Consider the following 24,089-nt stretch of genomic DNA (forward strand, 5'->3'; position numbering starts at 1 on the left):
TAAATAGCACACCGATCCGAACGGCGTTCATGTCCGAGCGATACGACGTCGTCATCGCCGGCGCGGGTCCCGCTGGTGCACAGTGTGCCAGGGATCTCGCCGAGCGCGGCTACGAAGTGCTCGTCCTGGAGACCGAACCCGAGGGAACGTTCCCCGCACAGAGCAACAAGTCCACCGGCGGAACCTTCCCTTCGATGATGGGGTCGTTCGGCATCCCCGACGACGTGGTGATGCACTACACCGACAGCGTCGTCCTCGAATCGCCCGACGAGAACTTCCAGCTGACCCAGCCCGGTGCGGTGCTGGAGTTCGCCGATTTCAAGCGATATCTCGTCCGTGACGGCCGCGAACACGGCGCGACCTACCGCTTCGACTCCCGGGTCTCCCAGCCCATCGTCGAGAACGGCGAGATCGCCGGCGTGCGCTACGACGGCGGCGAGGAGGTGTACGCCGACATCGTGATCGATGCCACCGGACCGGCCGCGCCGCTGGCGAAGGCCCTCGGGGTGAGTGACCTCGAACGGAAACGCCAGGCGATCGGCATCGAGTGGGAGTACGAGGGCGTGGCGCTCGACTACCCCGGCTACGCCGATCTCAACGATTCGATGATGCTCCGACTCGATCACGATTTCGCACCGGGTGGCTACGCGTGGATCTTCCACACCGGTGCCGACACGGCAAAAGTCGGACTCTGTTTCATCCAGAACGAGAAATACAGTCCGACCGACGACCGCGTCCGCATCGACGACGCGCTCGCACGGTGGCTCGACGACGATCCACGGTTCGCCGAAGCCACCCGCATCGACGACAGCCAGCATCGTGGCTCGGCACACATCCAGCCGCCGAAACAGCTCAGCACCGATCGGTTCATGGCGATCGGTGACACCGTCCCCTCGGTCGATCCGCTCTGGGGACAGGGCATCGACAAGTGCATGCGTTCGGGGCGTGCAGCGGCCGTCACGGCCGATCGCTGTTTCACCGGCCAGATGGACACCTCGGCCGACGAGATGACGATCTACGACATGCTCTGGCACCGCAACGTGGCTCCGAAGGCGGCGATGCGGCTGCTCATGACGCATCTGATCTACTACGCCCCGACCGAGCGGTACAACCGCTTCATCCGCGACCTCCGCCGGCTCAGCGGCGACACGCTCTCGTCGGCCAACGCGGGCAACCCGCTCGCGCTGGCGAAACTCTTCCACGTCGGCGACATCCCACTGCTGCGTGATTTCGTCGCCGAGCACCGCGAGCTCATCGGCCAGCTGCTCCCCGGTCCCCGCTCGCTGCTGTCCGACTGAGTATTCTTTCCCTCTCTTGACGAACTGCCGCTTTCGCTCACCGACCGACATCACCGCTCAGTCGTCGGTCCGTTCGTCGGTTGCGTCCCGCTGTGCCGGAATCGCCCGCGTCGCCGTCGCCTTGAACGAGGCGACCGCCTCGTCGCCGGGCGAGAGCGCGAGCGTGGCGATGCTCTCGCGCGTCACGAGCGCGGTCAGCCGTGTGTCGTCCCCAATGTCGAGCGCGACCCGGGCGAGTGCGTCACCGCTCTCGATGGTACTGACCGTCCCTCGATACCGATTGCGAGCACTCGTCTCGCGGTCGGGCAGCGCCCCAGGTGTGTGGAGCGTGACGGCGTCGGCACGGATGGCGAGACGGACCCGGCGGCTCCCTGTTGGAACGATCGCACGAACGGTTCCGGCGGGCGTCTCGACGGTGGCGAGTTCGCCGTCGCGCTCGACGACCGTTCCGTCGAGTACCGTCTCCTCGACCTCGGCGACGCCCGTGAATTCGGCAGTGAGGCGCTCGAACGCCGCGAGGAGGTCGCGAGCGCCGTCGGTCAGCGTGCTGCCGCCACCTCCCGAACCGCCCCGTTCGCGGACGACCAGCGGGCCGAACGCCTCCTCCAGTTCGACGACGCGGCGCTGTGAGCGCGAGTACGATCGCCCGAGCGCGCCGGCGGCCGCGTTGAGCGAGCCGTGGTCGTCGATCGCCCGGAGGAGGCCCGCGTCGCGCTCGTCGAACCCCACCCCCGATTTGTCGAGCTGTGCGTCGAAACCCGCCTCGAGGTCCATGCGATCGGTTCGTGCGAACCGGCAAAACGCTTATCACGGGGCCGTGAAGAGAGGGTTGTGTCCATGAGAGAACAACGGTCCGGCGGACGCTCGCGTCGCGATCTCCTACGGGCGGCCGGAGCGGTCGGTGCGGTCGGACTCGCGGGCGCGGCGGGCTGTGTCGGCAGCGGTGACCCTACCGGCACCGCCGACGGTTCGGACACTGACGGTCGTGCCGGTACGGACGGCAGCAGTGGAAGCGGAACGTCGACGACGATCGCGATCCTCGCGGCCGGCAGCCTCCAGAACGCGCTGTCGAACGGTCTCGAACCCGCCGTCGACGTCCCGGTGAACGTCGAGTCCCACGGATCGGCGACGGTCGCGCGCATGATCGACGAGGGCAAGCGCGACCCCGACATCGTGAGCGTCGCCGACGCGGCGCTGTTCGAGGACCCTCTCTCACCGCCCTGGTACTCGGTGTTCACGAGCAACGCCGTCGTCATCGCCTACAACCCCGACACTGAGGGTGGCAAGCGCCTCGCCGAGGCGGGCTCCGAAAACTGGTACGACGCGTTGGCCAGCGACGACGTGCGCATCGGCCGCACCGACCCGGACCAGGACCCGCTCGGCTATCGCACGCTGTTCACCCTCGAACTCGCTTCGCGGTACTACGACGATGCGTCGAACCTCCGAGAGAAGATACTGCAGAAGGAGCAGATCTTCCCCGAGACGGCGCTCATCAGTCAGTTCGAGAGCGGGTCGATCGACGCCGCGATCGCCTACCGCAACATGGCCGTCGAGCGCGACTACGAGTATATCGATCTCCCCGATCAAATCGACCTGAGTAACCCCAAATACGAGACGGACTGGTACTCGACGGTCTCGTACACGCTTCCGACCGATCAGACGCTCCAGGGAGGGCTCATCAGCTACGGGTCGACGATCCGGAATATGAGCGACGCCGCTCTCGACGTGTTCGCTGCCCACACGACCGGCGACTACCTCGACGAACACGGGTTCCTCCTGCGTGACCAGTTCCCGATGTACGAGGGGGACGTGCCACAGCGTGTGCAACGGGCGACTGGCGGCTCGGGTGGTAACGAATCCGGCGGGACGCAATCGACCGAAAACCGCTCCGGCAGCACCGAAACCGCGGGATCCCAGTCCGCGCTCGGCGAGAGCCCGGTGGAACTATCCGCGACGGTATCGGACATCACGGTCCTGATCTGAATGGCGACACGCACCGACGCGGCACGATCGCGGACGACGCTGTTCGGCTTCGACTGGCTCACCGTGGCGCTCGTCCTCGGGGGCGTGTTGTGTCTCTACTATCTCACGCCGCTGGTCTCGCTGTTCCTGTCGGTACCGCCGGGTGAGATCCTCGCCCGGATGACCGACTCGACGGTCGTGGACGCGGCGACGACGTCGTTGCTGTCGGCGTCGATCAGCACGACCGTCGCCACCGTGTTCGGCCTGCCGCTCGCGTACTGGCTCGCACGGAGCGAATCGGGCTGGACGAACGCCGTGCTGGGAGTCGTCGTCCTTCCTCTGGTGCTCCCGCCGACAGTCGGCGGGATCGTCCTGCTCACGGTGTTCGGTCCCGGCGCACCGATCGGTGCGGCCGCGGCCAGCGCCGGCGTGCCGCTCACGCGCTCGCTCGCCGGCGTGGTGCTCGCTCAAACCTTCGTGGCCTCGCCGTTCGTCGTCGTCACGGCGAAGGCGGCCTTCGAGGGCGTCGATCGAACGCTCGAACACGCCTCGCGCTCGCTCGGCAAGGGCCGGTGGACGACAGCTCGGAACGTGACGCTGCCGCTCGCCATGCCGGGGATCGCCGCCGGCGTGACGCTCACCTTCGCGCGGGCGATGGGCGAGTTCGGCGCGACGATGATGCTCTCGTACTACCCTCGGACGATGCCGGTCCAGATCTGGGTCTCGTTCATCGAGCTCGGGCTCGACAACGCCTATCCGATCGCCGTTCTCCTGCTGCTCATCTCGGTTGCAGCGCTCGCAATTCTCAACACCGTCGCGGCCAACCCGTGGCAATGACCCTTGTCGTCGACGGCATGCGGAGATCCCACGGCGCGTTCGAGCTCGGCCCGATCGATCTCGCGGTCGACGAGGAGGTACTCTCGGTGCTCGGGCCGTCGGGCTGTGGCAAGACCACCCTGCTCTCGACGATCGCGGGCACGGTCACCCCCGACGCCGGCACGATCTCGCTCGGCGGACTGGATCTCACCGGTCGACCACCCGAAAAGCGTGGTACGGTGCTGGTATTCCAAGACGGCGCGCTCTTCCCCCATATGACCGCTCGCGAGAACGTCGCCTACGCCGCGAGTTCGGAGAAGCGGGTGGAAGAGCTCGCCGACGCGCTCGAAATCGATGCCGTTCTCGATCAGCGCGCGGACACGCTATCGGGCGGCGAGCGCCAGCGGGTCGCGCTCGCGCGCTCGCTGGCGGCCGATCCCGATGCGCTGCTGCTCGACGAACCGCTTGCCAACCTCGACGCGCCGATCAAGCGCCGGCTCCGCGACGAGCTCCGGCCGCTGCTCGCCTCGCTCGACGTGCCCGTCATCTACGTCACTCACGACCAGCGCGAGGCGACCGCCATCGGCGACCGACTCGCGGTGATCGCCGACGGGGAACTGCTCCAGCTCGACACGCCCGACGAGGTGTTCGCCCACCCCGCGACGCCGTTCGTCGCCTCGTTCACCGGCAGCACCAACCTGTTTCGGGGAGCAGTCGTCGAAACCGGAACGGGCCGCGCACTCGACTGGAACGGCCGCCGACTCGACGCCGCCATCGGTGGGGCGACTGTCGGCGAGACGGTCCAGTTCTGCATCCGTCCCGAGTACGTCACACTCGCCGCCGACGAAACGAGAAATTCCGTCGAGGGAGCGATCACCCGACGTGTCTTCGAGGGTGATGGCTACCTGCTCGACGTCGTCCCCGACGGTGGCGACGAGGCCGTGCGCCTCGCGCTCTCGCCGCCCGCCTACGAGCGCGCGGGACTCGACGAGCGCGATCGGGTGCGGCTGGCATTGCCGGCCGACGCCATCCACGTCATCGGTGGCGTCGAGGAGTGTTCAGCGATAGGCCCCGCCCGCCGGTGAATCGACTGGTAGACGAGCAGCGGGCGGTATCGACACGTCTATGTCCCGAACCGGAGACGGGAGAGGTATGTCTCTCGTTCGTCCTGCCGACGCGGCCGTCGAGGCGGTCGCCACAGGCGATACGGTCGCCGTCGGCGGGTTCGTCGCCGTCGGAATCCCCGAACACCTGCTCTCGGCGCTCGGCGAGCGCTATGCGCAAACGGGGTCGCCCGGTGACCTCACGCTGTACCATCCCGCAGCCGAGGGCGACCGGCAGGGCCACGGCGTCTCCCATCTCGCACGCGACGGGATGCTCGAACGGGTCATCGGCAGCCACTGGGGGTTCGTCCCGCGGCTCATGGAGCGCATCGTCGCCGGCGACGTCGAGGCCTACAACCTGCCCTTCGGCGCGATGGACCACCTGCTGCGCGACGCCGCGGCCGGCAAACCGGGGACGGTGACGACCGTCGGACTGCGAACGTTCGTCGACCCGCGGCGAACGGGCGGGAAGGTCAACGACGCGACGACCGAGGATCTCGTCGAGGTCGTCACGCTCGACGGCGAGGAGTATCTCTTCTATCACGCGATAGCGCCCGACGTCGCGTTGATCCGTGGGACGACCGCCGACGAGCGCGGCAACGTCTCGATGGAGCGCGAGGCGCTCACGGCGAACATGCTGGCGACCGCACAGGCCGCCCACAATGCCGGTGGGACCGTCATCGCACAGGTCGAGCGCGTCACCGAGTCAGGCTCGCTCGGCGCACGCGAGGTCGACATCCCGGGCATCGTCGTCGATACGGTCGTCGAAGCCCCCGCCGAAGATCACACGCAAACGTACGGGACCGACTACAGCGGTGCGTTGAGCGGCGAGGTCCGGCCACCGCACGACTCGACGGCCGAGGAAACGTCGCTGACCGCGCGGACGGTCGTCGCACGCCGGGCGGCGATGGAACTGGTGCCCGACGCCGTGGTGAACCTCGGGGTCGGCGTGCCCGAGGCGATTCCAGCCGTCGCGGCCGCCGGCGGCGTCAGCGACGAGATCATTCAAACTGTGGAAGCGGGCCCCATCGGCGGCTCGCCGTCCGGCGGTATCGACTTCGGGACCGCCAGCAACCACGACGCGCTCGTGAGTTCGCCAGAGCAGTTCGACTTCTACGACGGGGGCGGACTCGATATCGGCTATCTCGGCATCGCACAGGCCGACCGCGACGGCAACGTCAACGTCAGCCGGTTCGGCTCGCGGCTGCCGGGCTGTGGTGGGTTCATCAACATCACCCAGAACGCCGCGAAGGTGGTCTTCTGTGGCACGCTCACGACCGGCGACTCCTCGGTGTCCGTCGGCGACGGACGGCTCGCCGTCGAGGGCGAGGACGGAGCGTCGAAGTTCGTCGAGCGCGTCGAGCAGGTCACCTTCAGCGGCGACTACGCGCTCGAAACCGACCAGCCGGTCGTCTTCGTCACCGAGCGGGCCGTCTTCGAACTCGGGGAGGAGGGCATCGTGCTCACCGAGATCGCGCCGGGTGTCGATATCGAGAGCGACGTCGTCGACCGGATGGCGTTCGCGCCGACCGTCGCCGACGATCTCTCGGAGATGGACGCGCGGCTGTTCCGTGCGGAGCCGATGGCGCTGACCGAGTTCGTCCGGTCGGAATAAAACGACTACTCGATGTGACCTTCGCGGCGGAGCTGATCGGCGTCCTGATCGGAGTAGCGCCACTCGATGGTCCCCTTCTCGTCCTGCCAGTCCCAGGGTTCGACGAGCACGACGTCGCCCTCGTTGATCCAGACGCGATACTTCATGCGGCCGGGGATCCGGCCCATGCGCTCTTTGCCGTCCATACACCGGAGCTGGACGTGATTGCCGCCGTTGTGCTGGGTCACGACGGCGAACACCTCGTTGTCGTCGGGCATGCGGAGATCCTTCCGCCCGGATTCTTCGCTCATGTGCTCGATAGGAACGGCAGACGGTTAAGCCGTTGGGAATCGCCGGTCGCGCTCTCCACCCCGTCGTCGGGCCGATCGGCTGCGCCACTCACAGATCGAGATAGACGTTCTCCCGATAGGTCTCTCCCCCGATGCGGGTTTCGTTTCGCTCGCGCAGCTCGAAGCCGAGCTCTCGATAGAACTCGTTGCCCGGTTCGTTTTCGGCGAGCACCATCGCCCGCAGCCGCCCGGCACCGCGGTCGACGAGCCGCTGGCGGGCGTAATCGAGCAGATCGCTGCCGATGCCGTCGCCCCGGTGATCGGGCGCGACGTAGACTCTGAGCACTGTGCCGCCGGTCTCGTCCTCGACGGCGTGGGCGAACCCGACCACCTCGTCGTCGCGTTCGGCCACCGGCACGACCGCGTCGTCGCTGTCGATCTCGGTGCTGATCGTTTCGGGTGCGTACCACTCCTCGACGCCCTGTTCGGCCGTGTCGCGGCTCAGGATGTCGGGGTAGTCGTGGCTCCACGATTCCCGTGCGATCGCCGTGATTGCCTCGGCATCGTCGGTCGCAGCCTCGCGTATTGTCATACGATGACGTACAGCATGAAACTGTATAGCCATTGCGACGCTGCCAGCACTGAGCATGTCACTCGCCGGGATGGAACTGTCGAAAGCATCCGTTTAGCATTCGGTGGCGACAGGGTACGTGTGACTACTGACCAATGACCGAGTGAGAGTACGAGACGTTGCGCCCGCCGGAAGGTAGAGGGTGTGCCCGCGGGTCTGGCTGTTGCTGACGCTCGTCGAGTCGAAGCTCGTGCCGCTCTCGGTCGTCACCGTCAGATCGGTGACGTCCTGGTCGCTCGTCGCGTTCGCGGCGAGCGTGATCGAAGCTCGGACGCGACCGCTCGCCCACGATTCGTCGGTCGCGATCTCCTCGAAAACGGCCGACCCCGCGGTGTCGGCGTTTATCGTCGGATCGAGCGTGAGACAGCCGCCGAGATCGAGGCCGACGGCGATCGGGAGCGCGGCGAGGAACCGGCGACGTGAGCGGGCCATCGTGTCCGGCTCGGGATACGACTTCTCGAACCTGTATCCGGGTGATGCAGGCAGCGCGCTTTTCCGTCGGCCGCCGACACGGACACCATGCTCGGCAGCACGGCAGCGATGAAAGCGGCGAAGAAGGGCTACAAACGATACGGCATCCCCGGGGCGCTGGCCGCCGGCGGTGGCGTGATCCTCGGGATCCGGTTCGTCAAGCGACGGTTTCTGAGTGGCACCGGCGAGGACGATACCGGCGACGGCGCAGCAACGACCGACGAGCAGTAACTGGCGAACGTTCGTTCGACCTCATATCCACGCTATACGACACGAGGACGAACGCTTTTTGCCCGGATGCGTGATTTGTCTCACAGAGATACGATGCTCTCGCTTCCCGAGTCGCTCTCCGACATCGAGTTCTCCCGACGAAACCGGCGCGTCGTCTACTACTTCGTCGGGCTCGGGACGCTCATCGTCCTCTACACGATCGTCTACAACGTCGCGCTGGCGCGGCTCGAAGGGGTCGATCAGTCGATCGTCGCGTCGTTCGAGTTCGTCATCCAGACGATGACGACGACCGGCTACGGCCAGGATTCGGTCGCGTCGCAAAGTCCTCTAGACTTTGCCTCTGGTAGCCTCGACTGTGAGGTCACAGCTCATGGTTGTTTTGGTTGATCGGTTGAGGAGTTCGTCGAAGAATGTTCGGTAGTGGCCTGGATTGGCGTACTTCACGAGTCTAAGTTGGAGCAATGCTTCTAATCCGGCCTCTGTCCACCGCATCCACTGGTTCNCCACCTCTCCCATCGCTCGTTCCACGGGGGTCGAGGTCCACGGCACCTCGAACCCCTCAAGAGCCTGCTCGGCGAACGTCACCATCGACGGCAACCACCGCCGGAGATACCCCGCAGCCTTCCTCGAACCGAACTGCGAGAGTTGCCACGCTGTCTTCTCAATGCGCTTGGTCGTTCGCGCGATCCGTTCGCGGATCGCCGCGAACTCTTCCTCGGGACGGTGCTTGGCAACCGAGTTCTTCAGATGGAACACCTCGTCGATCACTTCTGTGACGATCTCGGTTCGCCGCTCCAAGGAGAACACGCCGTCATCCCAGAGATTGTAGCCCAGCGTCCGGCCGACGTGGACGAGATCAAGCTGATGCTCGCGTGTTTCGTCGGTAAATGCCGTGACGATACTGTCATCAGCGTCACTGACGACCGTAGCGTCGTCAGTGACTGCGCCGATGTCATCGAGAGCGGCCGCTGTNATACTGTCATCAGCGTCACTGACGACCGTAGCGTCGTCAGTGACTGCGCCGATGTCATCGAGAGCGGCCGCTGTCTCGTCCCAGTCAGCGTTGATCGACAGATCCAGCAGGGACCGTGAGTCCTCAGCAGTATCCTCGCCGAGCGTTGCTTGAACGGAGTGGTACGAGCGATCTTCGTCTTGGCTGTGACACTTCGTTCCGTCGGCAATAATCGCGTCAGCGTCCGTTCCGGCAACACAGTCAGGAAGGAACTGCTTGAGCTTGCTGCCGTATTCTTTGGCACGGCGGTTGATGGTNCGAATTGGTCGTGTCGCAAAGTCCTCTAGACTTTGCCTCTGGTAGCCTCGACTGTGAGGTCACAGCTCATGGTTGTTTTGGTTGATCGGTTGAGGAGTTCGTCGAAGAACGTTCGGTAGTGGTCTGGATTGGCGTACTTCACGAGCCTGAGTTGGAGTAACGCCTCTAACCCAGCCTCTGTCCAGCGCATCCACTGGTTCTTGCAGCGCTTGGAGACTTCTCCCATCGCTCGTTCCACGGGGTTCGAGGTCCACGGCACCTCGAACCCCTCAAGAGCCTGTTCGGCGAACGTCACAATCGACGGCAGCCACCGCCGGAGATACCTTGCGGCCTTCCCCGAACCATACTGCGAGAGCTGCCACGCTGTCTTCTCAATACGCTTGGTCGTTCGCGCGATCCGCTCGCGGATCGCCGCGAACTCCTCTTCAGGAAGGTGCTTGGCAACCGAGTTCTTCAGATGGAACACCTCGTCGATCACTTCCGTGATGATCTCGGTGCGCCGCTCCAGGGGGAACACGCCGTCATCCCAGAGATTGTAGCCCAGCGTCCGGCCAACGTGAACAAGATCGAGCTGATGCTCGCGGCTTTCGTCGGTAAACGCCGTGACGATATTACCATCAGCGTCACTGACGACCGCAGCGTCGTCAGTGACTGCGTCGATGTCATCGAGAGCAGCTGCTGTCTCGTTCCAGTCAGCGTTGACCGACAGATCCAGCAGGGATCGTGAGTCCGCGGCGGTATCCTCGCCAAGCGTTGCTTGGACGGAGTGGTACGAGCGGTCTTCGTCCTGGCTGTGGCACTTCGTCCCGTCGGCGATGACAGCGTCAGCGTCCGTTCCGCCAACACAGTCCGGAAGGAACTGCTTGAGTTTGCTGCCGTATTCTTTGGCACGGCGGTTGATGGTATCTGGCGACGGCATCGAAACGAAGCCGTCGCCGTGATCGGCGGCATCCCGATAGCTGAGAGAGGTAGCGAGATCAACGCTCTTGGCCGCGATATCCTGTTGATAGCGGTTCTGCCCGTCGAAGTCGACGACGTCTTCGACGGGCCGAAGATAGCTCGGTTCGTCGTGGTCAGCGGCTGTATCTTCGACGTAGTGGAGGTCGAACTCGTGCTCGCCGGCGGTTGTAACGGCTGTGCGGGGGTCGGTGCCGCGGCGCTGGAACCGCTGGTCACCGTTGCCGTGGGCGTATTTTTCGCCACAGAGCGCCTCGACGCGGCTCGCGTCGAGGCTCTCGACGAGCTCTTCGAGGAGTGCCGATTCGATGTTCTGGTCGGTGACGAACTCGGCGAGTGCGGCGAGCGGTATGGTTTTGTTGTCGTCGATACTGAGTTCGAACCGCACGTTGATTTCAGCGTGCATGGGGTGGTCTCGGTTTGGTCACCAGAGACAACCCCTTCCTGAGAGGAGTCAGTTGCTACCGAAGTCTAGACCGCTTTGCGACACCACCNGGTGGTCTCGGTTTGGTCACCAGAGACAACCCCCTCCTGAAGGGAGTCAGTTGCTACCGAAGTCTAGACCGCTTTGCGACACGACCCAGGATTCGGGGCTGTGGACTCATCCCTTCATGTATCTGTTCGTCGCCTTTGCCCAGATCTCCGGCGTCGGGATCGGCTTCTTCACCCTCCGACTGATCGTCATCCCGCTGTTCAGCGAGACCGAGGTCGATCTCGACGATCGACTCACACCCAAAGACGACCACGTCATCATCTGTGAGTACCGCCGCGACTCGGCCGTGTTGCTCGACGAACTCGGAGAGCTCGGTATCGACTACGTGCTGCTCTCGTCCGACGCGGAGAACGCCAGAGAGCTCTCCGACGAGGGCTACTCCGTCATCGACGGCTCCCCACAGGAGGCCGCGGCCTTCGAGCGCGCCGGCATCGACACCGCGCGGGCGGTCATCGCCGATGCGGGCGACGCGAACGTCGATACGATCCTGACGGCGCGCTCGCTGCGCCCGGATATCGAGACCATCGTCCTCACCGACGACGACGGGATGCGGGACGTGCTTCTCGACTGCGGGGCGGATACGGTCCTCTCGCCGCGCGGGATCCTGGGCCATCGGCTCGCCGAGATGGCGGTCTCCTCGTTCAGCTCGCAGCTCACCGAGACGACGGTTCTCGGCGGCGACATCGAGGTGACCGAGATCCCCGTTCATCCCGAGAGCCGACTGATCGGAACGCGGATCGAGAACTCGAACATCCGGGAGGAGACGGGAGCGAACGTCGTCGGCGCGTGGATCGACGGCGAGCTCCAGCTGCCGCCGTCGCCGGACGCGATCGTCCGGCAGAACACCGTGTTGCTCGTCTCGGGTGATCACGATGCCCTGGAGGCGGTGAGCGAGTTCACCGGTCCCCGGCGGTCGTCGCGCCGGCACGACCGCATCGTCCTCGCCGGGCTCGGCGAGGTCGGCGAAGCCGCGCGAGCGACGCTTTCCGAATCGGGCGTCGACAGCGTGACCGTCGATATCGAGGACGGCGAAGCGGTCGACGTCGTCGGCGACGCCGGCGAGAAGGCGACGCTCGCGGCCGCCGGCATCGACGCCGCCGACGCGATCATCGTCGGCCTGCCCGACGACTCGGCGGTGTTGCTGACCACCGTTCTGGCACGATCGCTGAACCCGGAGATCGAAGTCCTGGCTCGGGTGAGCGACACGGACGCGACGGCGAAGGCGCTGAGCGCCGGTGCTGACTACGTTCTCTCGGTGCCCCGCGTGAGCGCGCGGATGATCGCGAAGGAGCTCCGTGGCGAGGACGTGCTCGCGCCCGCGAGCCAGATCCGCCTCGTCCGCGTTGCCGCGGCCCCTTTCGCTGGCTCGACGCTCGCCGAATCGGAGCTCGCCGAGACGACCGGCTGTCGGGTGATCGCCGTCACGGGCGACGATGGACTCTCCAGCACCGTCGATCCCCACCGGACGTTCGCGGGCGACGAACGGCTCGTCATCGTCGGCACCGATGAGGCGATCCAGCGCTTCGAGAAACGGTTCGACGTCTCGCCGACCGAACCGGCGTCGTGATTCGATCACCGGTCGTGTTGAGCCGCGTCCGGTCCAAGGATGTGAGCGGCACGGGGATGCGGCGTTCCGACCGCTCCGCCACGTGACGCCCGATCCCGCTGATTTATCCGTTTGCTCCCGGTACTCCGTGTATCGATGGCGACAGTCGTCAAGGGACGCGTACCGGCCGGCGAGTTCGCCCTCTACGAGACACTCACGGCAGACCCCGATATCGAGTGCGAGATCGAGCGCATCGTCGAGACCGGCGACGACGTCGTCATGCCGCTGGTCTGGCTCCGCGGGAGCGACGCCGAGCGCTACGAGGCGGCGCTCGCCGACGATCCGAGCGTCGGCGATCCGACGCTGCTGAGCGATCTCGACACCGAATCGCTCTATCGGATGGAGTGGATCGCCGACATCCAGCTCGTCCTCCAGATGCTCACCGGTGTGGAGGCGACGATCCTCGACGCCTACGGGGCCGATGGCTGGTGGTATCTCCGCGTTCTCTACCCGACCCGCGAATCGCTCTCCGAGACCTACGATTTCTGTGACGAGAACGGGCTCACTTTCGAGGTCGAGACGATCCGCGAGATGGACGGCAACCCGGTCGGCCGGCACGGCCTCACCGAAAAGCAGTACGAGGCGCTCCGGCTGGCGACCGAGCAGGGCTACTTCTCGGTGCCACGCGAGACCGACGTCTCCACGCTCGCCGACGAGCTCGGCATCTCCCATCAGGCGCTCTCCGAACGGCTGCGCCGTGCCCAGCGGGTGCTGGCCGAGGACACGATCCTGATGGGCACGCGCTCGGACGAGTGAACTAGCCCGCCCGATAGAGGCGCTCGTACTCGTCGGGGAGCTGGCCACGAACGTCGTTCCAGGTCGTGCCCTCGACCGACTGTGCGAGGCTCTCGAGAACGGCCTGGGTGTGGAGTCGTGCCCGATCGACGTCGACGTCGGTCGTTTTCTCGCGTTCGGCCTCGCGCACCCAGTCGACGAACTCCTCGGGCGTGAACCCGGCGGCCTCCTGGCCAGCGCCGTCGAGCGCCGCCGCGAGGTTCTCCGGGAGTTCGTCGGCGAGCGCGTCAGTCGTATCGAGCCGTTCGCCGAGCACGTCGAGCACCGATTCGGCCACCGCGACGACCTGCTCCCGCGAATCGAGATCGGCGCGCGATTCCACGTCGGCGAAGAACTGCTCGTCGTCCATGTCGGCTCGTCGCCCACAGCGCAGTTCGGCGTGCTGCCTGCAAGCGACGGTCTCGTTTCCCTCGCTCAGAGTCCGAGAAAGTCCTCGGCGTTCTCCCAGAGGAGCTTGCGCTGGGTTTCTTCGGAGAAATCGGTGTGCTCGGCGAACGATTCGAGCCACGCCTCGGGGCGGATCATCGGGTAGTCGGTGCCGAACATCACCTTGTCGCGGAGCAGCGAGCCGGCGTACTGGAGCACCTGCTCGTCGATGTACTTGGGGAGCCAGCCCGAGAGATCCATGTAGACGTTGCCCTTCTGCTGGCAGATGGCGAGCTGTTCTTTCTCCCACGGGAAGGCCGGATGGGCGAGCAGGATCTGCATGTCCGGAAAGCGCGCCGCTACATCGTCGACGAGTAGCGGGTTGCCGTGCCGGACCCGCAGCCCGCGCCCGCCAGGCGCGCCGGCCCCGAGCGTCGAGTTGCCGCCGTGGAAGACGACCGGAACGCCGAGATCCTCGATCGTCTTCCAGAGTTCGTCGTGCTCCGGCGCGCTCGGATCGAATCCCTGAGCGATCTGCTGGAACTTGAACCCCGAGAGGTCGAGCTCCTCGATCGCGCGTTCGGCCTCCGCGACACAGTCGTCTTTGAGCGGATCGACGCTCGCGAACCCGGTGAAGAAGTCGGGATACTCGTCGCGCACTTCGGCGACGTAGTCGTTCTCGACGGGTGGGTTACCAGTGTTCGTTTCGGCATCCCACCCCAGAAGGACGGCGTGGCGGATGCCGGCCGCGTGGTACTCCTCGCGCATCTCCTCGTAACCCCACGTTTCGAGTTCGGTGCCGAACTTGCCGGCCGCGTCACGCATCATCTCGCCGCCGGCGTCGTGGAGGAACTCGCTGGTCGGCTGGTGGGCATGGGTGTCGATGGCGCGTGGCTCGTCGAGCAGGTCGAGATCGGCCATGTTCACACGTCTCGTAGCCATCGGATAAATAGCTGTGTGGCGGCGGACGATCGGCGCAACGGCGGCGGAACCGTCACCGATGTCGGTATCTGTTCCGGATCGTCACGATCTCGATCCGGCAATCGAGTCACGCGATGCCGAACAGGTTTGTCACACCGAGATCGACGCGTCCTCACTGACTGTCAGCGACAGCAACATCTCCTCCGTCTGCTGATCGACCGACGAGGAGTACGCCGGTTCCGGGAGGGTGGTCGCGGCGGTATAGAGGGTATCGCCGACGAGCGTGAGAACCGCGTTCTGTCGAATACGCACGGCGACGTCGGGCGAACTGAGTCGCAGATCGAGAGAGACGGCATCGTACTCGTTCGGGAGCGTGACCTCGCGCCGACCGAGCGTTTCGTGTTCCAGATCGCTGTCCCCGGCGGACTGCTGATAGCCGCTCAGGAACTGATCCGTCGCCTGTTCGAGCGTCACCGACGACGGCGCATCCTCGCTGATGTAGATGGTGAGCTCGCCGGGTGTGGACGGACTCGTGAACGAAACCTCCGTGGGATCGGTTTCGTCGATCCGCCACTCGGTCGGATACTCGATCGTGTACGGGTAGGTGTCGCTGCTGTAGGTCTCGCGATCCGAGAGGTCGATCTCCATCGACCGCATGGTCGTGGCCATCGCTGCCGTCTCGGCAGCCGTGGTTGCTGACGTGGGTCGAGATGTCGCCGTCTCGGTCGGGGTAGGAGTTGTAGTGGCAGTCCGGGTTTGCGTTCGTGTCCGAGTGGCGGTCTCCCGTGCAGTTTCGGTCATCGTGGTCGCGACCGTCATCGTGGTCGACTCGTTGCCCGTCGTATCGGAGCCGTTCGTGGATTGGGTAGCGTTGTCGCCGCTCCCGCCGTCGGTACTACTACAGCCAGCGAGGAGCGAGGCACCTGCTATGAGACCAGTCAGGACTCGACGTCGTTGCATAGCACTGATCCGCTCATACAATACATGAAGGTTCCCTTTCTGCGCTGAGAATTTAGAAAAATCAGAGTTTACCTCGCAGGAAACAGTGTTACTCTTGCAGGCGTTTCGTTCGCGAATCCCTGCCCCGGTGCCAATGGGTGCTGACGCTCACTCCCTGTTCTTGAACAGGAATTTCATGTCTCCCTCTAGTTTTACCTCTCCTTCGTGGTTGGAGGTCACGACGTCGACGACGACGAGGCCGGCATCGTCGCGGCTCTCCAGATCGCGCTTCTCGGCCACCTCGAACTCACAGCTGATCGTCTCCCCGATTCGCACCGCGCTGGGGAGGTCCATGTAGTTCATCCCGAGAAACGCCACCACGGTCCGTTCGACGATCCCCGTGCGCTGGAACAGACCCGTCGAGAGGATGAACGTCATCGGTCCCTGGGCGATACGTTCGCCGAACGGACCGTCTTCGGAATACTCCTTGTTCGTGTGGAGTTCGGTCCAGTCGCCGGTGAACATCGAGTGGAGGGCGAAATCCGTCTCCGTGACCGTTCGTCCGGCGCTCTCGAAGGTCTGGCCGACGTCGAGATCCTCGAAGTAGTGTGGTTCGTAACTGTATGGCATACGCAATCATCGACGGTGTGGTATATGAAACCCACTGCTGATACAGCCCTCCTTCCCCCTTCACCTCAACCCTTCTCCCCCCCCCCTCTGTCTCCATCCTTTCCTTCATCACCCTTCCTCTCAATCACACTCATTCCGACCGCACCGGTCGACGACGCACGATTACGCGGTCGGGACGAACTTCACGCCGTAGCGCCCGATTCCCTCCTGTTCGTAGATCCGGCGGACGACGGCCCGGAGTTCGTCGCCGATCGCCACCGATTCGGGATCGCAGTCGGTGAGCTGTGCCGGCAGCGTCGCGTCGATTCCCTCGAACCCGACCACGACGACGCCGTAGGCACCGTCGCGGCGCTGCTGAGCGGCGAATTCGGGTGGTGCGCCGCCCTGTCCGACGACCGTTCGCGCCCTCACGACGCCGACGCGCGGCAGGTCGTACGGCTCGTAATCGGCTCGCGAACCGCAGTGCGGACAGGCACCTTCCGGCGGGAACGCCACCGTCTCGCAGTCGGGACAGCGCCCGGCTCGGAGTCGGTAGCGCTGGTCGAGGCTCCCGCGCCACGTCGGGAGGCTGACGCGCGCGCCGCCGCCCGCGACTTCCTCCTCGTCGAGCACACCACGCTTGCGGAGGGCGTTCGTGTATGAGATCCGCTCGCCGTCGGGAATCTCACCGTCGACGAGCCCCGCGACATCGAGGCCGCCATCGAGGACGAACGCCGCTCCTGCGCCGCCGCTACCGAACACGCCCGCGAGCGTCCGGTCGTCCGCGTCGGCACCCCCGAGCGCGCGAGCCAGTCCCAGGAAGACGGTGGCCGCGCCGGCATCGCCCACTCGATCGACGACGGTGCCGTGCTCGACCGCCTCGTCGTCGATCGGGAGATCGTTCGCGATGCGACCCGGCATCCGTGCGTCGGGCTGGTGGAGTGCTGCGTGCGCGACGCTTCCGATACTGTCGAGTTGTGAGGCGGCCCCGGTCACGCATTCGCGGATCGCGTCCCGTTCGTACGTCGTGACGCCGATCGACGCCACATCCTCCGAACCACGCTCGCGATAGCGGAGTCCGGGATACTCGTCCGCATGCCATGCCCGTTCGGGAACTCCGACGGCGGCCTCGTCGGCGACGAGGAGCGCGACCGCGCCGGCACCCCACCCGTCGGCCGGATCGCCGGCAGGGCAGTCCGATACGACCACGAGCGCCGGTCCGTCGGCGTCGAGCGCCCGCGAGAACGCCTCGGCACCGGCGAGCGTGCTCCCGGTGTGCTCGCTCGTTTCCACGTTCCGTCCCAGCCCGAGTGCACGCCCGAGTCGCGGTGCGAACAGCCCCTCGTCCAGTGGTGGTGTCGTGCTCGCGAGGGCGACGTGTTCGATCGCCTCGCGCTCAATGCCTCTCTCGAACAGCCGCTCGGCCGCAGCGATGCCCATCGTGAAGGCGTCCTCGTCGGCCCTGGGCACCACCATCTCTCGGTGCGGATTTCGGCCCCATGCCTCTTCGACCGCCTCGCCGGCAAGCCGGTAGCGCGGGAGAGAGACCGCAGCGGCATCGATACCCCTCATTACGCCCCTCCCACGTCCGTACGTTCGAGAACCGTCACCGTAGCCCCGCCGCCGCTCCCGCCGACGTTGTGCGCGAGACCGATGTCGGGTGAATCGACCTGGACGTGTGCGCGGTCCTGGAACTGCTCGAACAGCTCGACGAGCTGTCCGGTGCCGGTCGCGCCGATCGGATGGCCTTTCGATTTCAGCCCGCCCGATGTGTTGACGGGCAGTTCGCCGTCGGGATCGGTCCGCCCGTCGTCGAGGAGTATCCCTGCCTCACCACGCTCGCAGAAGCCGAGATCCTCGTAGGCCAGCAGTTCGGCGATGGCGAAGCAGTCGTGCACCTCGGCGAAATCCACGTCTTCGGAATCGATTCCCGCTTGCTCGTACGCGCGCTCGGCGGCAGCCGCGCTCGCTGGGATCGAGGTGAGGGTGTCACGCTCGAACAGGCCGACACGACCGCTCGCCGCGCCGACACCCGCGACGCGAACGGGGGCGAACTCCTCGGCGACGTCCGCCGAGACGACGAGGACAGCGCTCGCCCCGTCGGAGATCGGACAGCAGTGATAGCGGTTCAACGGTTCGGCCACCGGCGGCGCATCGGTCGCGTCGGCCATCGAACAGGCGAATCCGAGGTGTGCGTTCGGGTTCTCGGCCCCGTTGGCGTGATTTTTGACGGCGACTCGTGCGAGTGCGTCCGGGTCCGCGTCGTACTCGTGGAAGTAGGCGTTCGCCATCTGGGCGTACACCCCCGCAAAGGTCGTCCCGCTGAGGCGCTCGTACTCGGTGTCGCCGCTCACGCCGAGCCACCATCTGGTCTGGTCGGCGCTCGTGTCGGTCATCACCTCGTAGCCGCCGGCGAGGGCGACGTCGGCCCGGCCCGACTGCACCGCCGTGACCGCCGATCGGAACGCGTAGCCACCGGCCGCACAGGCGTTCTCGACGCGCGTCGTCGGGGTCGTGTGGAGGCCGACGTGTTCGGTGACGGCCGGCGCGCTCAGACCGATCTGACGGCCGCCGACGCCGAGCGTTCCGAGGAAGGCCTCGTCGATGCGGTCTGGATCGAACGCCCCGCTGGTGCTGTCGAGCGCGCGGTCGAAGGCCGTCTCGAACAGCGAACGATAGGTCGCGTCCGGAAACGAGCCGAACGGCGACTGGCCCGCGCCGACGACGTATGCATCGCGCATGCGAACGGTATCGCTGCGGATCGGTAAAACCGCTCGGTGGGGTCAGCCCTGGACGCGACCCGTCGTCGACAGCCCTTCCTCCGCCACCTCGGCGTTCGTCGGCCAGCTCCGATAGCGGCGACTCGCCGCGCCGATCGTCGCGCCGGCGAGCAGCCAGAACGCCGCGTTGCCGACCGTCCAGTGGTAGGCCGCCATCCACGAGGAGTAGGCGTGGAAGGTGGCCATCGAACAGAGCATGGCGATCCACAGCAGACGCTCGACGCCCTCAGTGCTCACGATCAGTCGGAACGCGACGAACGCCACGGTGAGAATGGCGAGGAGATAGAGGCCACCGCCGACGAACCCCGTCGCGGCGAGGTTCGACAGGATGGTGTTGTGGACGCCGAGATCCGCCGGCAGCCCGTAGCGCTCCGAAAACACGTAGAAGTTCTTCCCGCCGATGCCGAACAGCGGATATTTGACCGCGAGCTGGATCGCCGTGACGTACTCCTCGATCCGTATCGCCAGCGTATCNNATCAGAGATGTGTATAAGAGACAGCCGTCACGGCGATCGAATGGCGTCGCTTCGCGGTGACGAGCAGCCAGAGGGTGAGACATGCGCCGAAACCGAGTCCGAGCAGGATGAGCGTCGCCCAGCCAGCGTCCGTGTCGGCGACGCGAATCGAGAGCACAGAAACGGTGGCCGCAGCCGCGACGAACGGCGAGAGCCACGCCCGCCGGATCGTGACGGCGACCGCGAGCGGGAGCGCGAGCAACAGCACCATCACCAGTTCGCGGCCGTGGCCGACGAACCCGCCCGCGTAGAAGCCGGTCGCGATCTCGAACGAGCCGAGCATAAACGAGCGCAGATAGCGATCGGGCGGTTCGCCGAGAAACGGGAAGCCGAGCATCCCCTCGTTGACGATCTGCGCGAGCGAGAGCAACAGGTTGCCCGCGACGGCGACGAGAAACGGGTAGACGACACAGCGGATGTCCGATCAGTGGACGATCAGCGCGGCGACGGCGAACACGATGAGATTGCGCAACTGCTCGATGGCGTACATGACACCGGCCCCCGTCGAGCCACCGTTGGCGACGAGGCCGGCGACGAACGTCCAGGCGACGAACCCGACCAGCCCGAACGTCGCGATCGACCGCCCGTTGAACCCCACCGAGGGTCGGTCGTCGAGAAACTCGTAGAGGAGGACGAACAGCAGCGGGACGGTGACGACGTCGGCGGCCATCACGTCGATCGTCGCGATGCCGGGCCCCTCGACGAGCGTCGTGGAGATATCAAACAGTGTGAGGACGATGGCGGCGCTCGCGAGCCCCGTGAGAGCGTGTCCGCTCGCGAACACGACCGCGAGATAGCAGAGGCCAGCGACGACGACGAGCACCGGGGTCGGGAGACCGCTCACCACGGCGACCACGGGTACGCAGACGGCGATCAGTGCGGTCAGCAGCAGTGCCGTCCACACGTAGGTTCGCACCTCGCTCTCGCCGACCGCCAGGGCGTTGCCGGCCGTCCCGAACCGCTCGGCGAGATGTCCACTCACGTCTATACTCTGACAATATAGGTCGCATCCCCACATACATCTATCGGTTTTCGGAGTGATATCGCGGTGACGATCGAACCGCCTTTATCCGGGGCCCGTGGCCGGTCGAACATGGACCCCTCGGTCGCGCTGTCGCTCATCGTCGGAATCCTGCAGGGCATCTTCGAGTGGCTGCCGATATCGAGCGAGGGGAACATCACGCTGTATCTGACGGTCGTCGAAAACGTCTCGCCGACGGTCGCCGTCCAGTTGTCGCTTTTCCTTCATGCTGGCACCGCACTCTCGGCGCTCGCCTACTACCGCGACGAGGTCGCGGCCCTGCTCGGCGAGATTCCAAACTGGCGACCCGATCGGGCGTTCGACCGCGATCGCTCCGAACTCACTTTCCTCGTCGTCGCCACGCTCGCGACCGGTGTGGTTGGACTACCTGCATACGTCGCCCTCGAAGAGCTCGTCAGCCAGCTCGCCGGCGGGGCGTTCGTCGCACTCATCGGTGTCCTGCTGATCGTCACGGGCTTCGTCCAGCGCGGGGTCGAGGGCCGTGGCGGACGGCGCGGAACGCCGGATCTCGTCGATGCGGTGCTCGTGGGCGGACTCCAGGGACTGGCGATCCTGCCGGGCGTCTCCCGATCGGGGACGACCGCGAGCGCGCTCCTCCTCCGGGGCCACGACGGTCCGTCGTCGTTCCGGCTCTCCTTTCTGCTCTCGATCCCGGCAGCGCTCGGCGCGGGGGCGATCACGACGCTCAGCGATGGGATCCCGGCGATCTCGCCCGCGATGGCCGCCGTCGCGCTCCTGACGAGTGCGGTCGTCGGCTACCTGACGATCGACGCGCTGATGCGACTGGTCGAACGCGTCTCGTTCTGGCTGGTCTGTGTCGGTCTCGGCGCGCTCGCGGTGGTCGGCGGCGGCGTCTTCCTCGTCTGACCGAGTGGCTATTTCACCGTTCGGATCGCAGGCATCCCATGCCCACCTACCGCCCGGTGCCCGACGACCGGATCGACGAGTTTCGGGCGATCCAGCAGTACGCCTTCAGTCCCGCCGAGCCGACGGAGCCTGTCGAAAGCGTCGACGAGCTGCCGCGACGGGCGAAACACGGCGCGCGCCGCGGTCTCTTCGACGGCGAGGAACTGCTCTGTACTGGTGCCCATCACTGGTTCACGACCACGGTGCGCGGTGGCGAGCATCCGCTGGCGGGGCTCGCGGGTGTCGCCACGCCACCGGAGAACCGTCGACAGGGACTGATCGCCCGCCTGCTTAGCGAATCGCTCGTCGAGTATCGTGAGCGTGATCAGTATCTCTCGGCGCTCTGGCCGTTCGAGTACGCCTTCTACCGACAGTACGGCTGGGCACAGGCCGGCACTACCGCGATCTACGAGTGTGATCCGGAGGCGCTCGCCTTCGCGGCCGAAACCGAACGCGACGGGGAGTTTCGCCGACTCGATGCCGACGATTTCGCGGCGATGGACCCGGTGCTCGCGGCCGCCGGCGAGGGCGTCTCGCTCTGGATGCGCCGCAGCGAGGCGTGGTGGCGCGATCGAGTTTTCACCGGTCGCGAGAACGACCCCTACGTCTACGGCGTCGAGCACGATGGCGACCTCGGGGGGTACGTCGTCTACCACATCGACGCCGACGATGGGTGCACGATGCGAGTGAAGGAGTGCAACGCGATCGACAACGCAGCGTTCCTCGATCTCCTGCGATTTCTGTTCTACCACGATTCACAGGTCGATCGCGTCCGTATCCGTGGCCGAGCCAACTGGCCGCTGGCCGATCTCGCCGACGATCCCCGCGCCGTCGATTGCGAACTGATCCCCGGCGGGATGGTCCGGATCGTCGACGTCGAGGCTGCGCTTTCCGCTCTCGACTATCCCGCCGCTGCCGAGGGGCGCGTCGTGCTCTCGGTCGACGATCCGACCGCCGCGTGGAACGACGACACGTTCGCGCTCGCGGTGCAGGACGGCGCAGCGACTTGCACTCCAGTCGACGAATTTCCGGATGCACGTATCGCGATCACGACGCTCTCACAGCTGTTCGTCGGCCACTTCTCGGTCGAACACGCGAGGATGGCTGGCGACCTCACCGTCGAATCGGAGGAGACGGCGGCACGTCTCGCGGCGATGTTCCCGCCACGAGACGTGATTCTCAGTGAAGACTTCTGAGCGGCGAGTGGCCACCTACTGGCGCTGGCTGTAGATCAGGTTGCGCTGGACGGCGTTCGCGCCCTCGTAGATGACGGGGATCCGACAATCACGGTAGACGCGCGCGATACGGTTCTCGGTCAACACCGAGCGCCCGCCGTGGAGCTGCATGCCGGTCTCGGCACAGTCGACGGCCGTCTCCGTCGAGTTTGCCTTGGCGAGTGCGGCCCAGTAGCCCGCGTTGTCCTGATTGGCGACCTTCTCGGCGGCGCGCCAGTTGAGCGCCCGAGCGCTCTCGAACTCGATGAGCATGTCCGAGAGATCGTGCTGGACAGCCTGAAACTCGCTGATCTCGCGGTTGAAGGCGTCGCGGTCGTGGACGAACTCCCAGGCCTCCTCGATGGCTGCCGCAGCGAGTCCCAACCCATGTCCACCGACGACGACGCGACCGTGGTTGAAGAACTCGGCGAGCATGTAGAAACCGGTCCCCTCGTTGCCGATGAGGTTCTCCTCGGGAATCCGACAGTCCTCGAAGAAGATGTGACCCTGTTTCGAGGCGCGAAAGCCCATCTTCTCGGGGATATGCTCGGCCTCGTAGCCCGGTGCGTCCGTGGGCACGATGAACATCGAGTAGTTCGAGTAGCGGTCGTCGGAGTCGCCGCTCTTGGCGTAGACGGTGAGCCAGTCGCCCTCGACGGCGTTGCCGACCCAGTATTTCTCGCCGTTGAGAACCCACTCGTCGCCGTCCTTCTCGGCGGTGGTCTGCATCCCGGCGAGATCGCTGCCGGTCTGGGGCTCCGAAACGGCCAATCCGGTGATCTGCTCGCATTCGGCGACCGGCCGAAGATACTCCTCGTGCTGGTCCTCGTTACCGTATTTCTCGACGATCTCCGCGCCGAAACTCGCCAACTGAAGCGTGAGCGCGATTCCCGCGTCGGCCCTGTAGAACTCCTCGCCGATGGCGAGCATCTGCTCCAGGTCGAGATCGCGCCCGCCGAGATCTTCGTTGATGTCCTGGGCGACCAGCCCCGCCTCCTGTCCGGCTTCGAGGATCTCCCAGGGATACTCGCCCGTCCGGAAGTACTCCTCGGCGTTCGGGGCGATGTGTTCGTCGGCGAACTCGCGAGCGTCCTGTTTGACCTCGCGAGCGTGTTCGGGAACGATCGACTCGTCCAGTAGCTCCATGTCCCCAAGACGGGAGCGCGACGCAAATAACTCGTGTAAACCGGCAACGAGTCACGGCGAGTTGTCGGTCGTACCGTCGGACGGAACTGACCCGCAGCCGTGATGCGAACGGCTACTCGTTGCACACGGGTTCC

At 65.7% G+C, this 24,089-nt stretch carries 26 protein-coding genes and 1 pseudogene; 11 read left to right on the plus strand and 16 right to left on the minus strand.

Annotation, left to right across the window (positions count from 1 at the left end; translation table 11 throughout):
- The first annotated feature begins 29 nt into the window (after positions 1-29).
- Entirely contained in the window at positions 30-1,298 is a 1,269-nt protein-coding gene (locus C451_RS11995; RefSeq protein ID WP_007740890.1) for a digeranylgeranylglycerophospholipid reductase, read from the plus strand.
- A 57-nt stretch (positions 1,299-1,355) separates the two neighbouring features.
- Here C451_RS11995 and C451_RS12000 read toward each other — a convergent pair whose 3' ends face one another.
- The gene (locus tag C451_RS12000) at positions 1,356-2,072 is read right to left on the minus strand and encodes a TOBE domain-containing protein (protein ID WP_007740892.1); all 717 of its coding nucleotides are present in this window, start codon (positions 2,070-2,072) and stop codon (positions 1,356-1,358) included.
- A gap of 63 nt (positions 2,073-2,135) precedes the next feature.
- Between C451_RS12000 and C451_RS12005 the strand changes: the two genes are divergently transcribed.
- The 4 genes from C451_RS12005 (at position 2,136) to C451_RS12020 (ending at position 6,794) form a co-directional block, all read left to right on the plus strand.
- Positions 2,136-3,281, plus strand: a complete 1,146-nt coding sequence (locus tag C451_RS12005) for an extracellular solute-binding protein (RefSeq protein ID WP_007740895.1) — start codon at positions 2,136-2,138, stop codon at positions 3,279-3,281.
- Positions 3,282-4,097: an ABC transporter permease gene (locus C451_RS12010; RefSeq protein ID WP_007740896.1), complete on the plus strand. Its 816-nt coding sequence runs from the start codon at positions 3,282-3,284 to the stop codon at positions 4,095-4,097.
- Positions 4,094-5,161: an ABC transporter ATP-binding protein gene (locus tag C451_RS12015; protein ID WP_007740897.1), complete on the plus strand. Its 1,068-nt coding sequence runs from the start codon at positions 4,094-4,096 to the stop codon at positions 5,159-5,161. Before C451_RS12010 ends, C451_RS12015 begins: the two co-directional genes overlap by 4 nt.
- A 67-nt stretch (positions 5,162-5,228) precedes the next feature.
- Entirely contained in the window at positions 5,229-6,794 is a 1,566-nt protein-coding gene (locus tag C451_RS12020; RefSeq protein WP_007740898.1) for an acyl CoA:acetate/3-ketoacid CoA transferase, read from the plus strand.
- A gap of 5 nt (positions 6,795-6,799) precedes the next feature.
- Here C451_RS12020 and eif1A read toward each other — a convergent pair whose 3' ends face one another.
- The 3 genes from eif1A to C451_RS12035 form a co-directional block, all read right to left on the minus strand.
- Positions 6,800-7,084 (minus strand): translation initiation factor eIF-1A, encoded by a 285-nt coding sequence (gene eif1A / locus C451_RS12025; protein WP_004052190.1) that lies wholly within the window; start codon positions 7,082-7,084, stop codon positions 6,800-6,802.
- 88 nt (positions 7,085-7,172) lie between these two features.
- Positions 7,173-7,655: a GNAT family N-acetyltransferase gene (locus tag C451_RS12030; RefSeq protein ID WP_007740900.1), complete on the minus strand. Its 483-nt coding sequence runs from the start codon at positions 7,653-7,655 to the stop codon at positions 7,173-7,175.
- Positions 7,656-7,748: 93 nt separating this feature from the next.
- The gene (locus C451_RS12035) at positions 7,749-8,126 is read right to left on the minus strand and encodes a hypothetical protein (protein ID WP_007740901.1); all 378 of its coding nucleotides are present in this window, start codon (positions 8,124-8,126) and stop codon (positions 7,749-7,751) included.
- An 87-nt stretch (positions 8,127-8,213) separates the two neighbouring features.
- Here C451_RS12035 and C451_RS12040 point away from each other — a divergent pair, with 87 nt between their 5' ends.
- Both C451_RS12040 and C451_RS12045 read left to right on the plus strand, forming a co-directional pair.
- A complete protein-coding gene (locus C451_RS12040; protein ID WP_007740903.1) occupies positions 8,214-8,396 on the plus strand; it encodes a hypothetical protein in 183 nt (60 codons plus the stop codon).
- Between the two features lie 75 nt (positions 8,397-8,471).
- The gene (locus C451_RS12045) at positions 8,472-8,783 is read left to right on the plus strand and encodes a hypothetical protein (protein WP_206536691.1); all 312 of its coding nucleotides are present in this window, start codon (positions 8,472-8,474) and stop codon (positions 8,781-8,783) included.
- On the opposite strand, the pseudogene C451_RS23800 reads toward C451_RS12045, so the two are convergent.
- Positions 8,724-9,665, minus strand: a pseudogene (locus C451_RS23800) (ISH6 family transposase); the annotation flags it as partial. The gene C451_RS12045 and the pseudogene C451_RS23800 sit on opposite strands and share 60 nt — an antisense overlap.
- Positions 9,666-9,691: 26 nt before the next feature.
- On the minus strand, positions 9,692-11,029 hold the full coding sequence (locus C451_RS12055; RefSeq protein WP_007740908.1) for an ISH6-like element ISHth1 family transposase: 1,338 nt from the start codon (positions 11,027-11,029) through the stop codon (positions 9,692-9,694).
- A 205-nt stretch (positions 11,030-11,234) separates the two neighbouring features.
- Between C451_RS12055 and C451_RS12060 the strand changes: the two genes are divergently transcribed.
- Entirely contained in the window at positions 11,235-12,683 is a 1,449-nt protein-coding gene (locus C451_RS12060) for a potassium channel family protein (RefSeq protein WP_007740909.1), read from the plus strand.
- A 135-nt stretch (positions 12,684-12,818) separates the two neighbouring features.
- Positions 12,819-13,478, plus strand: a complete 660-nt coding sequence (locus C451_RS12065; RefSeq protein WP_007740910.1) for a helix-turn-helix domain-containing protein — start codon at positions 12,819-12,821, stop codon at positions 13,476-13,478.
- A 1-nt stretch (position 13,479) separates the two neighbouring features.
- Here C451_RS12065 and C451_RS12070 read toward each other — a convergent pair whose 3' ends face one another.
- The 9 genes from C451_RS12070 to C451_RS23815 form a co-directional block, all read right to left on the minus strand.
- On the minus strand, positions 13,480-13,866 hold the full coding sequence (locus C451_RS12070) for a DUF2267 domain-containing protein (RefSeq protein WP_007740911.1): 387 nt from the start codon (positions 13,864-13,866) through the stop codon (positions 13,480-13,482).
- A 65-nt stretch (positions 13,867-13,931) separates the two neighbouring features.
- Positions 13,932-14,804, minus strand: a complete 873-nt coding sequence (locus C451_RS12075) for an amidohydrolase family protein (protein WP_007740912.1) — start codon at positions 14,802-14,804, stop codon at positions 13,932-13,934.
- Between the two features lie 150 nt (positions 14,805-14,954).
- Positions 14,955-15,764: a hypothetical protein gene (locus C451_RS12080; protein ID WP_007740913.1), complete on the minus strand. Its 810-nt coding sequence runs from the start codon at positions 15,762-15,764 to the stop codon at positions 14,955-14,957.
- Between the two features lie 147 nt (positions 15,765-15,911).
- Complete coding sequence (locus C451_RS12085) at positions 15,912-16,373, minus strand: MaoC/PaaZ C-terminal domain-containing protein (RefSeq protein ID WP_007740915.1); 462 nt, start codon at positions 16,371-16,373, stop codon at positions 15,912-15,914.
- Between the two features lie 162 nt (positions 16,374-16,535).
- The gene (locus C451_RS12090; RefSeq protein ID WP_007740917.1) at positions 16,536-17,924 is read right to left on the minus strand and encodes a zinc ribbon domain-containing protein; all 1,389 of its coding nucleotides are present in this window, start codon (positions 17,922-17,924) and stop codon (positions 16,536-16,538) included.
- Positions 17,924-19,093, minus strand: a complete 1,170-nt coding sequence (locus tag C451_RS12095) for a thiolase C-terminal domain-containing protein (RefSeq protein WP_007740919.1) — start codon at positions 19,091-19,093, stop codon at positions 17,924-17,926. Before C451_RS12095 ends, C451_RS12090 begins: the two co-directional genes overlap by 1 nt.
- A 42-nt stretch (positions 19,094-19,135) precedes the next feature.
- Positions 19,136-19,513 carry a hypothetical protein gene (locus C451_RS23805; RefSeq protein ID WP_007740920.1) on the minus strand — a complete coding sequence of 126 codons (378 nt, stop codon included), beginning with the start codon at positions 19,511-19,513 and terminating at the stop codon, positions 19,136-19,138.
- Positions 19,514-19,609: 96 nt separating this feature from the next.
- On the minus strand, positions 19,610-20,017 hold the full coding sequence (locus C451_RS23810; RefSeq protein ID WP_007740922.1) for a hypothetical protein: 408 nt from the start codon (positions 20,015-20,017) through the stop codon (positions 19,610-19,612).
- Between the two features lie 54 nt (positions 20,018-20,071).
- Entirely contained in the window at positions 20,072-20,629 is a 558-nt protein-coding gene (locus C451_RS23815) for a hypothetical protein (RefSeq protein ID WP_007740924.1), read from the minus strand.
- Between the two features lie 111 nt (positions 20,630-20,740).
- Between C451_RS23815 and C451_RS12105 the strand changes: the two genes are divergently transcribed.
- Both C451_RS12105 and C451_RS12110 read left to right on the plus strand, forming a co-directional pair.
- Positions 20,741-21,556 carry an undecaprenyl-diphosphate phosphatase gene (locus C451_RS12105; protein WP_007740926.1) on the plus strand — a complete coding sequence of 272 codons (816 nt, stop codon included), beginning with the start codon at positions 20,741-20,743 and terminating at the stop codon, positions 21,554-21,556.
- A 38-nt stretch (positions 21,557-21,594) separates the two neighbouring features.
- Positions 21,595-22,791, plus strand: coding sequence for a GNAT family N-acetyltransferase (locus C451_RS12110; protein ID WP_007740927.1), 1,197 nt, complete (start codon positions 21,595-21,597; stop codon positions 22,789-22,791).
- A gap of 15 nt (positions 22,792-22,806) precedes the next feature.
- On the opposite strand, the gene C451_RS12115 is transcribed toward C451_RS12110, so the two are convergent.
- Positions 22,807-23,955, minus strand: a complete 1,149-nt coding sequence (locus tag C451_RS12115) for an acyl-CoA dehydrogenase family protein (RefSeq protein WP_007740929.1) — start codon at positions 23,953-23,955, stop codon at positions 22,807-22,809.
- Between the last annotated feature and the right edge of the window lie 134 nt (positions 23,956-24,089).

The organism is Halococcus thailandensis JCM 13552 (assembly GCF_000336715.1).
GTDB classification, from domain to species: Archaea; Halobacteriota; Halobacteria; order Halobacteriales; family Halococcaceae; genus Halococcus; species Halococcus thailandensis.

What these genes read in the sequence shown, in the direction of transcription:
- C451_RS11995 (WP_007740890.1), top strand. Translation starts at nt 30, where the DNA reads ATGTCCGAGCGATACGACGTCGTCATCGCCGGCGCGGGTCCCGCTGGT.
- C451_RS12000 (WP_007740892.1), bottom strand. Translation starts at nt 2,072, where the DNA reads ATGGACCTCGAGGCGGGTTTCGACGCACAGCTCGACAAATCGGGGGTG.
- C451_RS12005 (WP_007740895.1), top strand. Translation starts at nt 2,136, where the DNA reads ATGAGAGAACAACGGTCCGGCGGACGCTCGCGTCGCGATCTCCTACGG.
- C451_RS12010 (WP_007740896.1), top strand. Translation starts at nt 3,282, where the DNA reads ATGGCGACACGCACCGACGCGGCACGATCGCGGACGACGCTGTTCGGC.
- C451_RS12015 (WP_007740897.1), top strand. Translation starts at nt 4,094, where the DNA reads ATGACCCTTGTCGTCGACGGCATGCGGAGATCCCACGGCGCGTTCGAG.
- C451_RS12020 (WP_007740898.1), top strand. Translation starts at nt 5,229, where the DNA reads ATGTCTCTCGTTCGTCCTGCCGACGCGGCCGTCGAGGCGGTCGCCACA.
- eif1A (WP_004052190.1), bottom strand. Translation starts at nt 7,084, where the DNA reads ATGAGCGAAGAATCCGGGCGGAAGGATCTCCGCATGCCCGACGACAAC.
- C451_RS12030 (WP_007740900.1), bottom strand. Translation starts at nt 7,655, where the DNA reads ATGACAATACGCGAGGCTGCGACCGACGATGCCGAGGCAATCACGGCG.
- C451_RS12035 (WP_007740901.1), bottom strand. Translation starts at nt 8,126, where the DNA reads ATGGCCCGCTCACGTCGCCGGTTCCTCGCCGCGCTCCCGATCGCCGTC.
- C451_RS12040 (WP_007740903.1), top strand. Translation starts at nt 8,214, where the DNA reads ATGCTCGGCAGCACGGCAGCGATGAAAGCGGCGAAGAAGGGCTACAAA.
- C451_RS12055 (WP_007740908.1), bottom strand. Translation starts at nt 11,029, where the DNA reads ATGCACGCTGAAATCAACGTGCGGTTCGAACTCAGTATCGACGACAAC.
- C451_RS12060 (WP_007740909.1), top strand. Translation starts at nt 11,235, where the DNA reads ATGTATCTGTTCGTCGCCTTTGCCCAGATCTCCGGCGTCGGGATCGGC.
- C451_RS12065 (WP_007740910.1), top strand. Translation starts at nt 12,819, where the DNA reads ATGGCGACAGTCGTCAAGGGACGCGTACCGGCCGGCGAGTTCGCCCTC.
- C451_RS12070 (WP_007740911.1), bottom strand. Translation starts at nt 13,866, where the DNA reads ATGGACGACGAGCAGTTCTTCGCCGACGTGGAATCGCGCGCCGATCTC.
- C451_RS12075 (WP_007740912.1), bottom strand. Translation starts at nt 14,804, where the DNA reads ATGGCCGATCTCGACCTGCTCGACGAGCCACGCGCCATCGACACCCAT.
- C451_RS12080 (WP_007740913.1), bottom strand. Translation starts at nt 15,764, where the DNA reads ATGCAACGACGTCGAGTCCTGACTGGTCTCATAGCAGGTGCCTCGCTC.
- C451_RS12085 (WP_007740915.1), bottom strand. Translation starts at nt 16,373, where the DNA reads ATGCCATACAGTTACGAACCACACTACTTCGAGGATCTCGACGTCGGC.
- C451_RS12090 (WP_007740917.1), bottom strand. Translation starts at nt 17,924, where the DNA reads ATGAGGGGTATCGATGCCGCTGCGGTCTCTCTCCCGCGCTACCGGCTT.
- C451_RS12095 (WP_007740919.1), bottom strand. Translation starts at nt 19,093, where the DNA reads ATGCGCGATGCATACGTCGTCGGCGCGGGCCAGTCGCCGTTCGGCTCG.
- C451_RS12105 (WP_007740926.1), top strand. Translation starts at nt 20,741, where the DNA reads ATGGACCCCTCGGTCGCGCTGTCGCTCATCGTCGGAATCCTGCAGGGC.
- C451_RS12110 (WP_007740927.1), top strand. Translation starts at nt 21,595, where the DNA reads ATGCCCACCTACCGCCCGGTGCCCGACGACCGGATCGACGAGTTTCGG.
- C451_RS12115 (WP_007740929.1), bottom strand. Translation starts at nt 23,955, where the DNA reads ATGGAGCTACTGGACGAGTCGATCGTTCCCGAACACGCTCGCGAGGTC.